Origin of the sequence: Treponema putidum (genome assembly GCF_024401155.1) — a bacterium.
Lineage (GTDB): Bacteria > Spirochaetota > Spirochaetia > Treponematales > Treponemataceae > Treponema_B > Treponema_B putidum.
In genome coordinates this window covers 149,658-163,026 of sequence record NZ_CP038804.1, presented here as the reverse complement: position 1 = coordinate 163,026, position 13,369 = coordinate 149,658, and the positions used below count along the sequence as shown (strand labels likewise).

The window sequence follows — 13,369 nt, the reverse complement described above, 5'->3', positions numbered from 1 at the left end:
AAAGGCAGGTGAATATGATGAATATGAAAAAAATAATATTTTTTGTTATTGTTTTTCTCCCGATTACTATGGGATGTGCTACAAATATGAATGGAAGACAAACTTCTGTTCCTCATAGTATAGATTTTCAAAAGATAAAAAATATTTCGATATTTACGCAATTTTGTGATATTGAACTTATAGCCGATAATACCCCTTCTGAAAATAATAACAATATTTCTCTTGAATATACAATCAGCAATGTAAAAGAAAGATATGTGAGTGTTACTGTTGAAGATGGTACCCTTATTTTTAAGGAAGAACCCTTTTTGACTTTTTTACCTCGTACAAGATGGAATCCTCCGCTTATCAGTATTCGCATACCTAAGAATCATATACTGCAAATGCTTACTATTGAGACGGAAAATACAAGCATGATCAAAAATATGACGGCTGCAATATGTTTCTTTCATGTAAAGAATGGAAAATTTCAAATTGAAGACAGTACTATAACAGAAAAGGTTAAAATTCAAATGGAAAGCGGTTCTGTTACAGTGCATAATTCTCATTTTGAAAACATTGATTTAAAAACCGATACTGGAAATCTTTATTTTCAAGGTGAAATATATGGAAACAATATTATTCAAAGTAAGTCAGGAAACATATCTATGAATCTTAATGCAGAAGCTTATTTGTACGCTCTACATTTTTTCCAAAATATGAATAAAACACAAGAAATAAAAGAAAATCGCAGCCAAGTAAAACATAATCTAGTTATAAAAGGAAATGCTAATAAGATTTATTTATCTTTTGCAAAAAAGAATCAAAGCATTAATATAAATAATGGTAAATCTGTTATCTGTAATAATATTGAATGTAAAGATTTGGGCATTCAGGGTGAGTACGGAAACATTACCATGAGAAACTGTATTTTTGATAGTCCGGTTATTATTACCGATGGAAATATTTTGTTTGATGGTATCTTAAAAAATACATGTACAATCGCCTCCGATTTGGGATGGATAAAAATTAAAACTTCGGTGTCGGAAAAACTTTTAAACCCTTCAGTTACAAGTAGTGTGGGGAAAGTAATAATTACCGGTTTTAATTCAAAAAATGCTTCGATTAAAAGCGGTATAGATTCTGTTTCAATTACCGATTCTATAATTGAATAATAGATACTCTAGCTTTATCGTGTTTTGTAGTTAAAACTTGCAAAAAACATAAAATCAACTTGACACCTCAAATTATTGCATTTAAAATGTAAGTATGCACGATATAAAGTTAAAATCAATCACTAAAAGCTATTCTGTAGGAAACGAAAAGCAGATTGTTTTGGAAGACCTTTTTTATAATTTTGCTTCGGGAAAAATAAGTTTTATTTGGGGCCATTAGGCTGCGGAAAATTGAGTTTTTCAGATACTTGATTTTACACAATAATATGTGTAAAATCTTCAAGAAAAAACAGATAAATTTATTATGGATATACGAGATAGACCTTTATGAATATTTTAGAAAACACATTGAATTCGATTAAACCCGTTTCGGAAGAAGAAGGAAAAAAAGCCAAGCTTTTTTGGGACAGCCTTGCTCATCCGCCGGGTTCTTTGGGGGCTCTTGAAGAGATGACGGTAAGGCTTGCAAAAATCAAGGGCTTTGACAATTTAAAAATCGATAAAAAAATAACGGCTGTCTTTTGTGCGGATAACGGAGTTTATGCAGAAAAAATTACCTCCCAGCCCCAGATAACCACCTTCTTGCTTGCCGAGATTATGCACACGGGAAAAACAGGTTTAGGAACAATTTCAAAATGGGCAGGAAGCGGTATCAGAGTTTACGATGTCGGAATGATAAAAACAAGTGCACGGAAAGATGTCATCAATAAAAAAATAAAATTCGGTACGGAAAACATAGCCCAATGCCCTGCGATGAGCAGGGAAGACTGTATCCGCATGATTGAAACCGGAATAGAGGCAGCCTTTGAAATCGCCGATGAGGACTTCGATATTGCAGGAATAGGGGAGCTGGGGATTTGTAATACTACCACAACGGCGGCTGTGCTTTCTGGGCTTTGCGGGGTAGAGCCTGAGCTGACCGTAGGGCGCGGGGCTTCTACGACAGAGGCTATGTATGAGCTCAAGATTAAGACCGTAAAAAAAGCGATCGAAATAAACGCCCCCAAAAAAGGCGATTCAATCGATTGTATTTCGAAAGTCGGGGGCTTTGATATTGCGGCAATGTGCGGCTGTTACATAGGCCTTGCCGCCCGCGGAATCCCCGCCGTAATCGACGGCTATATTTCGAGCCTTGCAGCCCTCTGTGCCGTAAACTTAAATCCTCGTGTAAGGGATTATCTTTTTGCTTCTCATAAGTCGGAAGAAAGAGGAGCTAAGATATGCACTGCTGAGCTTGAAATCGAGCCCGTCTTAAATATGAAAATGCGTTTGGGAGAAGGAAGCGGCTGTCCTCTCCTATTTAAGATGCTTGAAGGGGCCGTTTTTACCATGCAAAATATGGGAAAATTTACCGAAACCATGATAGACGGAGCCGATTTAGTGGATATCAGGAAGGATGCAAATCCTTAAAATTCCCTATTGACTAATTCTCTTCTTTATAGTATTATGCTTTCTTACTCGTATTTTCATTAAAACACGGGTTTTATATTGAAATTTTGGGTTAATCCCGGGAGGTTTATGTGGTAAAAATCAGACTAAAAAGACTCGGAACTAAAAAACGCCCTTATTATCGAATTGTTGTTCAGGATGTAAGAGAACCTCGAAACGGCAAAACCATCGATGAAGTCGGCATTTATCATCCGATCGAAACGGCAGAAAAGCAGATTTCTTTTGATGCCGATAAGGTTAGAAACTGGTTGGGAAAAGGCGCACAGCCGACCGACACGGTTAGACGTTTACTTAACAAAAAAGAATTCACTCTATAAGTGTAAAATTACTTAATAAGTGAAAAGGAAAACAAAATGCAAAAAGATTTAATAGAATACATTGCCAAATCCCTTGTTGACGATCCTTCCGCTGTAACGGTATCGGAAAGTGAAAACGAAAAGGGCACAGTCATCGAGCTTAAAGTAGCTTCAGGCGACATCGGCAAAGTAATCGGAAAGCAGGGAAGAATCGCAAAGTCGATCAGAACCTTGCTGAGTGCAAGCGCAGGAAAGTCCGGAAAGCGTTATTCGCTTGAAATTGTAGACTAATAATGGATTTGCTTGCAACAGGACGAATCCGAGGAACCTTCGGGGTCGAAGGGTTTGTGAAAGTTGAAAGTTTTTCCGGGGAATACGGGCATTTTTTATTGTTTGACAGAGTTTTTTTAAGTATCCCTCAGGAAAAATTAAAAGAGCAAAAATATAAAGACGGCTGGTTTGAAATTGAAGAAGTCAATTTGAGAAAAGCCGATGCTCTTGTAAAATTTAAGGGGATAGACAACCCCGAAGCCGCCAAGAGCTTGACGGGTTCGGAATTGTTTATTCCTAGGGACAAGGCCGCCCCCCTCGACGAGGGCGAAGTTTATGTCCATGATCTTTGTAATTGTAATCTTGTATGCGAAGGAACTCTTGTTGGAAAAATAACAAGTGTAGCAGAAGGCGGAGGCGGTTACCTCTTAGAAATAGCCGGCAAAACCTCCGAGGCTGCTGCGGAATCGAGCTTTTATGTTCCCTTTAACAAGGAATTTATCGGAAAAATCGACTTAAAAGCCAAAACCGTGGAGCTCATGCACCGCTGGATTCTTGAATGAGATTCGATGTGCTGACCTTATTCCCCGAAATACCCGAAGCTTTTTTTAAAACTTCGATTATGGCCAAGGCCGTAGAAAAGGGAATTATTAGCTGCAACTTGGTAAACATCAGGGACTTTGCTTTCGACAAGCACCGCTCATGCGATGACATCGTTTATGGCGGAGGGGCCGGAATGTTACTCTTACCGGAACCTTTGAGCCTCGCATTGGACTCGGTTAATACTTCTTCAAAGCGGGTAATCTACGTTACCCCCTCAGGGAAGCCCTTTAACCAAGAGCTTGCAAAAGAGCTTTCTTCAGAAGAAGAGCTAGTATTTGTCTGCGGAAGATATGAAGGAATCGATCAGAGAATAATCGATGAATATGTTGATGATGAAATCTCGGTCGGTGACTATGTTATGTCCTCAGGCGAGCTTGCAGCCCTAGTAATAATCGATGCGGTTTACCGCCTGATAGACGGAGTTATTTCCGGCGAATCGCTTGAAGAAGAAAGTTTTTCAGGATTTTTGCTTGAGTACCCTCAATATACAAGACCAAGAAATTTTAAGGGAAAAGAGGTTCCCGAAGTGCTCCTTTCAGGACACCATCTAAATATCCATAAGTGGAGGCTGAAAAAGCGTATCGAAAAAACGCTTAAAACGAGGCCCGATCTTATCGAAAAGGCAAGAAATTGCGGGATGTGGACAAAGGAAGCAGAAAAAATACTTAAGGAGTTTGAAAATGAGTGATCTGATTATGAAAATTGAAGCTCAGCAAAAGGCTGAAAACCCTCCCGTTTTCCGTGTAGGAGATACGGTTAAAGTTCACTTTAAAATCGTTGAAGGAAAAACCGAGCGAATTCAGGTTTATGAAGGCTTGGTAATCTGTTTTAAAAATTCAGGAATCGGAAGAACATTTACCGTACGCAAAAATTCTTACGGTGTAGGAGTTGAGCGTGTTTTCCCCCTTCATTCACCTCGAATTGCTAAGGTCGAGGTTGTACGCCCCGGAAAAGTTCGCCGAGCTAAACTTTACTATATCAGAGATAAGGTAGGTAAGGCCGCTAAGATTAAGACCCTTATCACCAAAAAGAACTCATAAGGTTTTGAGTTTAAACTTTTAAATCGGCAAATAGATTTGTGATTTATACGGACGGTACAAAAGTTTTTTTTACCGCTTCAAGACGGGCTGACTCAGGTTCAATGAGCTTAAAAAACGGCGATATTGTAAACGCCAAGATTTTAAGCTTAAAGACGGACGGGGCAGCCCGTATTTTTTTTAACGGAAATATTTTTGAGGGGAATGTTTCAGGAAGCCTAAAGGAAGGCGACAGTCTGAAAATGAGGGTCATCATCGACTCTGACAGAGTCCTTCTCATTCCCGAAAAAGGAAACGAAACATCTTCCGCAAAAGACGTCTTTTCTAAACTTGGAATTCCGCAAAACGAATTGACTTCAAGTATTCTTGCCTTTTTTACAGCGATGGAAAGCCGCCTTGACCAAAAATCAATAAACCGGATTTTTAACTTTTTATACAAAAAAACAGGCAAGCCGGCAGGCAAAGCATCTTTAAAAGAAAAAGAAAAAAACGTCTTTGCCGCTTCTCTTATCGAAAACAAGGGCATTGAGCTTTCTGATGAGCTTTTTTCGCAAATCTATGCAGCCGTTTTCGGCGGCGGCAGAGAAAAAAATGATGATGAAGTTTTGGAGATGCTAAACCACCTAAAAGGCGAGGGCCTTCATTGGATAATTCTCCCCTTTGACAGAGACTTTGACTCTTCTAAGGCATCAGGCTCTTTGGCCCTCCTATTGGATATAAGCTTAAAAGAACTTAAGTCTCTGGTACTCCGCTGTAATTTTAAAAAGGCTCCGTCTGAAAAAAGCGAGCCCTGGATTTTTTCTTTGCAGGATAAAGAATTTACATTTATGCGTGAAGATACCGAGCTTTCGCAAAAAGAAAAAACGGATTTGGAAAAGCTTTTTACTTCCTGCTTAACGGAAGCAGGATTTTTCGATTCGGATACTTCTTCAGTTTTTGTCCGCTATGGAGAGCCGTCAAAATACGAACTGCCTCTTTCAGTCGATTTAAGAGTTTGATAGTTTTATAAAGAATTGTTCCGGCGTACAGACCTGAACTCTTGCCGATTTAAAATCGGCTAAATTTCTTGAAATTATATAATCAATACCGTTTTTTACGGCACTTACTTCAATTACGGCATCTTCATAATCCTTAACCGGAGAAAATAAAGCTTCTCGTAAAATTTTTTCATCAGTAGGGATTATATTAAAAATATCAAGAAAAGCTGTGATGGTTTCAGCCGCCTTGTTTTTATTCTTTTTTTCTTTTAATAAAAAATAAGATAGGGTTGTTATTTCGTGAGCAGCAATGAAACCGGATAGCTTTTTTTCGACACACATATTTATAATGTTTGCCGCTTCCTCGTGAAAATTACGTTTGTTAAGAAAATCCAAAATTATATTTAAATCAATTAGAACCTTTTTCATAAAATTCTTTCCGCAATTTTTTTTTATCCGGTATAGGGCGTTTTTCAAAGATTCCATACAAGGCGGCTGTTTTGGGGTTAAGCTTGTGTTGGTTATCGGTGTTCCGTAAATTCATAAGATATTGTTCAAATAACCTTGAAATAGATATTCCGCTTTTTCGGGAGTAAAGATGGGCAAAATCTATCAGCTCATTATCGATACTTAAAGTAAGTTTTTTTGGCATATTTACCTCCATACGTATTAAGTATAGATTATTACGTATTAAAAGTCAATATAAAATTATTCCCTTTGAATAATTTTTTTGATACTCTGCCTCCGCACTTGTTTTTTTTCTTTTTTTGCTATATTATTACGGTATTATTTTGCCTAAAATCGGCGGTTTTTATGGAAATAACGGAACTTGAAAAACAAGTCTTAAAACAAGAATATCCGCAAGTAAGTCTTTCGGAAGACCTTGACATTGAAAGATATTTTGAACTTAGAAAAACCGGGCATCTGAATGAAGCCCTTTTATTATATGATGGAAAATTAAAGCGTAAATACCCGGATGACTCTATGAGGTATGAACTGATGTCGTCATATAGGCAGAGGTCTCATAGATTTCAAGAATTGCTTACTGAAAATTTAATCAACCTAGCTCAAAAGACTATAATGCAGATTAAACGGGTTATAGTTTTTATTACCGAAAAAACAGCCAATCTTGATACAAATGATGTTTACAAGGTTATTCAAGAATGCGAAAAAGTAGTGTCGGCTATTTCTTCCGATAGATTTGCTTCTATTTCATTTACCGAAAAATATGCACGCTATGCCGATATCATAGGTTTTAAAGAGCTGCCCATGAAAAAATCGGCAGAGCTTATACGGCTATATGTTACAGATACTCTTTCATCGGTAAAGGCTTATAAAGATGAGCAGGATGAAATGTTGTCTCGTCAAAGAAGAGAACGCTCTGCCTACAAACCTCCTAAAACCTTTGACTTTTCTAAGATTGTTTTTACAAAAGAACAAGTAGATGCAATAATTATTTCTCCCGATATTAAAAGGGTTGAAGATCAAGTTATTGCTTACACCTTAAAGTATTGGCCTGTTTATACAGACGGCGGATTTGAAAATATAGTTTTATTGTATAGCCGAAAATACAGGACCAATAACTTTAATATTTTTCAGGCTGTAAAAATCGGAAGGTTTAGAAACTGGAAAGATGAAGAAATTTTACAAGCAGTCCTGTTGAATTTGGTAAACGGCTATTACTACAGCATAAGCGGGGATCTTTATCTTCAAAGAGAATGGGCAAGGTTAAAAGTTTCGATAGAGCCTGTAAAAAAGAAAAAAGAGTCTATTGATAAAGCTTCAGGTGAAGAAGCTGTCTTAGAAAAAAAAGTAAAACCGAAAAAAGAAAAAAAGACTCAGGATAAAAAAACCGGAAATGCAAGAATTAAAAAATCAGCAGATTCCAAAAAAGAAACGGTTCTTCAAACAAAGAAAGCTAAAAACGAGGAATTAAATTTAGAAAACAATTTACAAAATAAAAAATCCTTACCTGAGAAAAAAATAAAAGAACTTAAAAAGGCTGAGGCTGAACAAGTTATCAGCGAAAATGAGAATCTAAAAGAAGGCTTTGCAGAAATCCCAAAAGAAGAATCTAAGCCGGCACCTCATTTTGAAAGGCCATTGCTTGAGATGAATCCTTCAGGCTCAATTGCAGAAATTATTAAGACTATGAGGGGAGACAAATATCAAATTCATAAGGGGCTCTTTTTTGAGGAGATAAGAGCTTCAATACGAAAGGTACTCGAAAAATCCGCCATTCACAAAATTTCGATGTTCGATAATAAAGAAAATAAGGCCGAGGATTTTATTTATAATTTTTTTGATCAAAATTATGACAACCCCTACCAAAATTGGGGTACTTCAGAACAGAGAGTTCAAGTATTAAAACTAGGCTTCGACATAAAAACCTTGGAGCCGATTATATCAGATTGGATTAAAGGGCTTAAGTTTTAAAAATCAACTATCGAACATCGTGTAAAACAACAGCTTTTAGGTGATGATATAAGAAGTTTACCGCTTCTCAATGTACTGCAAGTTTTTAATAATATTACACAATTCTTTACCGTTTGAACTAAGGCTTCCGTAGTTGCTAATCAAATTCATAGAATTACTTTCATCCAATAATTCCGGAAAGAATTTTTTATATTGACCGGCTTCATATAAAAAACCGGGATCAAAATCCGCAGGCTTTGCTTCAGGAGCTCCGCTATAATATCTTACCGTAAAATTTCTAAAAAAATTATTTGTTTCATTGCTAAAATAGCGCAGCTCCGTTTTTCTCCATGTTCTAATATCATATAACACAAAATCATTTTGAGCATAGACGGTAACAAGCTGACTTTGTTCCGTTATTATACCGTTATATACAACTCCGTTTATTGTCTTTGATACATTCTTCTTTATGGTATTTACAGGTCCATATATTTCTTTAACTTTTCCATAGTTATCGGCCGGAATAAGGGCTAAATCGGCATCTCGAATATCTATAAGATTAAAAATGGAATTCATTCCGCCTCTGATAAAATTTATTTCAACAATTTGAGGCCCTGAATTTGCAGAAGATAATTCATTAGCGATTGACCTTCGTATTCTATCTTCTTCAGTATAAGTATTATTCAAACCGGCAATCACCAATTTAATTGAAAGGAGACGGTTTACTTCTGCAAGTTCTTTTGAAGCTATACCCGGAATTATTTTTTCAGCTTTTTGAAAAGAAGATTTTGCATGGCGGAAAGCGGTATAATCTTTTAAGCGTAGATTGTAGCTGCCCTCTTCAATATAAAGATAAGCGGCTTTTTCTTTTGTAAGCCGGCTTTTTTCCAAAGAGCCCCTATATCCCGGAATCCATGAATTTGCAAGCATATAGTATTCTGAGGCTTGAAGAAGATTATCGGGTTTATTTGTATAAGCAAGAGCTTCGGCCGCATTATAAGCCGTCTCCGCACCCAGCGAATTTATCTCATTATCCAGATGGCGGGAATATTTTTTTGCACGTTTTAAATTCTCCAATGCCTTGGAAATATTTTTAGGATTGTTCCCCGGCATATTCACAAGATGTAGTGCTTCATCATAAAGAGCTTCCGTAGCCTTCGTATAGGCCGTATCCTTTAGATTGCTGTAATCTTTAGCTTCAAAGACTGCAAATTCTCTTTTTCCCTGTAGACCTTCCGGGTACATTCTTTGAAGTGTAGAAACGCGGCTATAAAGCAGCATCCAATCGGAAATATTATCTGCAATATCGGCATAGTATACATTGTTCCTTTCAGCCTTACTAATCATATCCATAATCGACCTCTCAGCCTGTGAGGCCTCGGTTTTATAGACCCTTATGTAGTCATCCGATACATTTCCCTCAATAAGGAGATCGGCAGCGGATACAGCCCTTTGAACGGGAGTTGAACCATGAATATACATACTAGCGCAGCCTGTCAATAAAGTGAGCAGGCCTGATAAAATTAAAAACAAAGAAAATAGTTTAGAAGTTTTCATATATACATTATATTAAAAAAAATAGAATTGGTATACTCCTCGCATCCATTAAAAACTTAGCCCCATCGGAAGAGTTCTCCTTCCCGATGGGGATTTTATTGTTTTACTTTACCCTTCCCTTTTCGATATAAACAATTTTATCGGCGGCGTTCACAGTGGATTTGCGGTGGCTTACTATTAAAACGCCCTTGTCTTTTTTTTCTTGGTATATCGAATTTAAAATGACGGCTTCGTTTAAGCTGTCCAAGTTTCCGGTAGGCTCATCAAGTAAAAGAAGCGGGGCATTGTGCAAAAAGGCACGGGCAAGGCCGAGCCGCTGCTTTTCGCCGCTTGAAAGGTTGCCTCCGAGCTCTGCCATCTTTGTATCATAACCTTCAGGAAGGCTCATAATAAAATCGTGGATTGAGGCTTTTTTTGCAGCTTCGATAACCTCCTCCTTTGACGCATTTCTGTTTGCAAGGAGGATGTTTTCATAAACGGATTTTTTAAAAATATAGGTCTCTTGGGTAATGTAAGAAACGGCCTCCCGTAAACTTGCCGTGTTTATCTTTTTAATATCGATGCCGTTCATCTTTACCTCTCCCGACAGGGGATCGAAAAAGCGCATGATTAGGCGGAGCAAGGTGCTTTTACCGCTTCCGCTCTTGCCGCAAAGGCCGACTATCTCATCTTTTCTAATGGAGACGCTTACATCTTTTAAGACTTCCATATCGTCATATCTAAAGTTGATATTACAGGCTTCGGCTTTTTCAAAATTTATGTTTTTACCGTCTGTAACTTCACCTAATTCCGAGTTTTCTTCAAGCAGGGAAAAAACCCTCTCTGCGGAAGCAAAGGTTTGCTGCAAGTTTACTGCAAGACCCGAAACCGCAATTATCGGGCCGTAGCCTGAAATAAGCATCAAGTTGGAAATTAAAAAAGCGGCAAAGTCAATTTTTCCGTTTAGCAAGAGGAAAGCGGAAATGCCCAGCATTAAAAAATTGCAAAGAGTAAGGGCTGCTTCAGTAAGAGCAAAGGTTTTACCCTCAAAGTTTTTTAAGAGCTTAAAGGTTCCACTTATGGCCTCGCCTCTTTTTTCTATATTTTCTTTTCTTTCTTTTATCTTGTCAAAAAAGATAATTTCTTTTATACCGAGAAGGGAATCCAAAAAGAAGGAATTAAGGGAGCTCATTTTTTTACGGTATTCTACACCTGCCCCGTCATCCATTTTAGCAAAAAGGAGAGGAAGGAAGAGACCGATGACTATATAGATAAGGGCAACCGTCAGGCTCAAAACAATGTGTATTTTAGCAAAGATAATTAATGCAAAAACAAAGTAGAGAACGGCAGAAGTTGCAGGGGCTATTGTGTGCGCATAAAAAACTTCGAGCAATTCTATGTCGGCGGTGATAATAGACAAAAGGCTGCCTGAATCCTTTTTTTGTAATTTAACAAAGGCGAGCCTTCTCATAGCCGTAAAAATTTTATCCCGTATCAAGGCCAAAAGGGTGAAGGCTATGTAATGCCCAGAAAGCTGTTCCCCATATCTAAAGATGCCCCTGCTTAGGGCACAGACGATGAGTCCTATTATTACAAAATTTAAGGAAACCGAAGCATTAAAAACCTTTAGGCCTAAAAGAGAGACTATGCCTGCTCCGCCCAAAACAGGGATAGCCGCTGCAATGATAAACCCTGCAACTCTTAAGATGACCGTTATAGCCATAACGCCGGTAAGGGGTCTTACAAATACTATCAATTTTTTTATAAGTACGCTTTTTTTCATTTTACACCCATCCGTATTTTTTCAAGTTCTTGCTGCTGCAAATACATTCTTGCATAGATTCCGTTTTTTTCAAGGAGGCTTGAATGATGACCTTCCTCTTTTATCTCACCCTTTTCAAATACGTAGATGTGATCCGCATTTTCAATGTTTGCAAGCCTGTGCGAAATAAAGATAATTATTTTGGTTTTACTTAATTTATAAAGAGTGCTTAAAATAAGATCTTCGCTTTCGACATCGATATTGCTTACAGCCTCATCAAAGATATAAATGTCAGCATCATGGAGGAGTGCCCGTGCAAGGGCAAAACGCTGAACCTGTCCGCCCGATAAATTCTTTCCTCCGGATTCAATATAAAAATCCAAACCTGAATTACCGTCTTTTAAAGATTTTTTGTTTAAGATAAACTCGTCTAAGAGTACCTTTTTTAATACGCTCATCAATTCTTCATCGCTTGCAGAAGGCTTTGCTATTAAAAGGTTTTCTCTAACCGACGCTCCGAACAAAAAGCTTTCGGTAGAAACAAGGTTCATATACTTAGCTCTAAATTCGTCGGGAAGTTTTCTTGCTTCTATTCCCGATAGGAGAATTTCGCCCGAATAGTTTTTTTGTAAGCCCGTCAGTAAGGCAGCCGCAGTGGATTTACCCGACCCGCTTTCTCCTGCGATGCCGTAAAAACCAGGCTTTAAAAATTCAAGAGAGATATTTTTTAGGGCATATTTTGACTCGTTATAATTAAAGTTTAAATTTTTTACTTCGAGCACGGGCTGAGCCCTTTTAATTTTTTTTGCTGTTTCTTCAAGTTCTGCTTCGCTTAAAATTGGAGAGGTATCGCTTTTTACGTCAATCAATTCAAATAGGCGGTTTGCGGCGGTTATGCCGTTCATCGCTATATGGAAAAAAGAACCGAGAGCCCGCAGGGGTAAAAAGAATTCCGCACAGAGCAAAATAAAAAGCAGGGCTCCTTCTATCGAAAGATTTCCTGCCCTTAACTGATAAAGGCTTACAATGGTACCGAGGGCAGTCCCGCCGTAGGCAACGGTATCCATCACAAAGATGGAATTAAGCTGCATGGTCAAAACCCTCATAGTTACCCGTCTAAAATTTTCCGCCTCGGCATTTAGTTCCCTGTGCTGAGCTTCATCATCGGAATAAGCCTTCAATGTAATAAGGCCGCGGAGCTTATCCAAAAATGAATCTCCAAGTCCCGTATAAACGTCAAGATATTTTTTTAAAATACGCTTTGCGATTTTTTGAATAGCTGCAATAGACAGGGGAATTAGAGGCACACAGATAAAAAGCACAAGGGCGGCAAAAAAGTTTATCGGTGCAAGAATTATAAAAAGGGTTACCGGAGCTGCCATACTGAAAAAAAACTGAGGCAGATAGGCTCCGAAATAAGAATCGAGCTGTTCGATTCCGTCAGTACCTATTTGAGTAACCTCGGCCATGCTTATATATTGAGAATAATTAAGCTTTAACGAAATAAATTTATCGTAGAGCATTGAGCGCAATGTTCTTTTAACCTCGGTTCCTGCCCTATACGAAAAGTAAGAGCGTTTACGTACGGCAATGACCCTTATTATCAGAGCCGCCGAAGCTGCGGCTAATAATACAAAAAGAGTTTCCTTAGTAAGCGAAGAATTATATAGGCCGAAAATAAAGCGTACGGTTACAAAAGTAATAGCCGTATTGCACAATAAAGAAATCCATGAAGAAAGGGCCGAAAGTAATATCCATTTTTTACTTTTCGGCACCGACCTTGTCAGGCGTTTATGAATCATAACTAACCTCTAAGTTGTATTCTACAGTAAACAAATAAAAATAGCAATGGGCTAACTTTTAAGCTGTT

Annotated in this window: 15 protein-coding genes; 10 read left to right on the top strand and 5 right to left on the bottom strand. The window is 37.9% G+C overall.

Features of this window, described 5'->3' with window-relative positions:
• Positions 1-14 precede the first annotated feature (14 nt).
• The 9 genes from E4N74_RS00780 to E4N74_RS00740 all read left to right on the top strand — a co-directional run bounded on the left by E4N74_RS00780 (position 15) and on the right by E4N74_RS00740 (position 5,807).
• The gene (locus E4N74_RS00780; RefSeq protein WP_255818363.1) at positions 15-1,154 is read left to right on the top strand and encodes a DUF4097 family beta strand repeat-containing protein; all 1,140 of its coding nucleotides are present in this window, start codon (positions 15-17) and stop codon (positions 1,152-1,154) included.
• Between the two features lie 94 nt (positions 1,155-1,248).
• Positions 1,249-1,374 carry a hypothetical protein gene (locus E4N74_RS00775; protein WP_255818361.1) on the top strand — a complete coding sequence of 42 codons (126 nt, stop codon included), beginning with the start codon at positions 1,249-1,251 and terminating at the stop codon, positions 1,372-1,374.
• 107 nt (positions 1,375-1,481) lie between these two features.
• Positions 1,482-2,564: a nicotinate-nucleotide--dimethylbenzimidazole phosphoribosyltransferase gene (gene cobT, locus E4N74_RS00770; RefSeq protein WP_255818359.1), complete on the top strand. Its 1,083-nt coding sequence runs from the start codon at positions 1,482-1,484 to the stop codon at positions 2,562-2,564.
• Between the two features lie 110 nt (positions 2,565-2,674).
• Positions 2,675-2,920, top strand: a complete 246-nt coding sequence (rpsP, locus tag E4N74_RS00765; RefSeq protein ID WP_002670213.1) for a 30S ribosomal protein S16 — start codon at positions 2,675-2,677, stop codon at positions 2,918-2,920.
• Positions 2,921-2,956: 36 nt separating this feature from the next.
• Positions 2,957-3,190, top strand: coding sequence for a KH domain-containing protein (locus E4N74_RS00760; RefSeq protein ID WP_002670215.1), 234 nt, complete (start codon positions 2,957-2,959; stop codon positions 3,188-3,190).
• A 2-nt stretch (positions 3,191-3,192) separates the two neighbouring features.
• Positions 3,193-3,732 carry a ribosome maturation factor RimM gene (gene rimM / locus E4N74_RS00755; protein WP_255805816.1) on the top strand — a complete coding sequence of 180 codons (540 nt, stop codon included), beginning with the start codon at positions 3,193-3,195 and terminating at the stop codon, positions 3,730-3,732.
• On the top strand, positions 3,729-4,460 hold the full coding sequence (gene trmD, locus E4N74_RS00750; RefSeq protein WP_255805815.1) for a tRNA (guanosine(37)-N1)-methyltransferase TrmD: 732 nt from the start codon (positions 3,729-3,731) through the stop codon (positions 4,458-4,460). The genes rimM and trmD overlap by 4 nt, the downstream gene beginning before the upstream one ends.
• A complete protein-coding gene (gene rplS, locus E4N74_RS00745) occupies positions 4,453-4,812 on the top strand; it encodes a 50S ribosomal protein L19 (RefSeq protein ID WP_002670222.1) in 360 nt (119 codons plus the stop codon). The genes trmD and rplS overlap by 8 nt, the downstream gene beginning before the upstream one ends.
• A 38-nt stretch (positions 4,813-4,850) precedes the next feature.
• Positions 4,851-5,807 (top strand): hypothetical protein, encoded by a 957-nt coding sequence (locus E4N74_RS00740; protein WP_255818357.1) that lies wholly within the window; start codon positions 4,851-4,853, stop codon positions 5,805-5,807.
• Here the strand turns inward: E4N74_RS00740 and E4N74_RS00735 are convergent.
• Together E4N74_RS00735 and E4N74_RS00730 are read right to left on the bottom strand one after the other, a co-directional pair.
• Entirely contained in the window at positions 5,796-6,215 is a 420-nt protein-coding gene (locus E4N74_RS00735; protein ID WP_255818355.1) for a PIN domain-containing protein, read from the bottom strand. The two genes, E4N74_RS00740 and E4N74_RS00735, sit on opposite strands and share 12 nt — an antisense overlap.
• Positions 6,196-6,438: a DUF6364 family protein gene (locus tag E4N74_RS00730; protein ID WP_255805812.1), complete on the bottom strand. Its 243-nt coding sequence runs from the start codon at positions 6,436-6,438 to the stop codon at positions 6,196-6,198. The genes E4N74_RS00735 and E4N74_RS00730 overlap by 20 nt, the downstream gene beginning before the upstream one ends.
• Positions 6,439-6,599: 161 nt before the next feature.
• Here E4N74_RS00730 and E4N74_RS00725 point away from each other — a divergent pair, with 161 nt between their 5' ends.
• Positions 6,600-8,222 carry a hypothetical protein gene (locus tag E4N74_RS00725; protein ID WP_255818353.1) on the top strand — a complete coding sequence of 541 codons (1,623 nt, stop codon included), beginning with the start codon at positions 6,600-6,602 and terminating at the stop codon, positions 8,220-8,222.
• A gap of 57 nt (positions 8,223-8,279) precedes the next feature.
• Here E4N74_RS00725 and E4N74_RS00720 read toward each other — a convergent pair whose 3' ends face one another.
• The 3 genes from E4N74_RS00720 to E4N74_RS00710 form a co-directional block, all read right to left on the bottom strand.
• Positions 8,280-9,758 (bottom strand): hypothetical protein, encoded by a 1,479-nt coding sequence (locus E4N74_RS00720; protein WP_255823002.1) that lies wholly within the window; start codon positions 9,756-9,758, stop codon positions 8,280-8,282.
• A 103-nt stretch (positions 9,759-9,861) separates the two neighbouring features.
• A complete protein-coding gene (locus E4N74_RS00715; RefSeq protein ID WP_255818349.1) occupies positions 9,862-11,520 on the bottom strand; it encodes an ABC transporter ATP-binding protein in 1,659 nt (552 codons plus the stop codon).
• Positions 11,517-13,301, bottom strand: a complete 1,785-nt coding sequence (locus tag E4N74_RS00710) for an ABC transporter ATP-binding protein/permease (protein ID WP_255818347.1) — start codon at positions 13,299-13,301, stop codon at positions 11,517-11,519. Before E4N74_RS00710 ends, E4N74_RS00715 begins: the two co-directional genes overlap by 4 nt.
• Positions 13,302-13,369 lie beyond the last annotated feature (68 nt).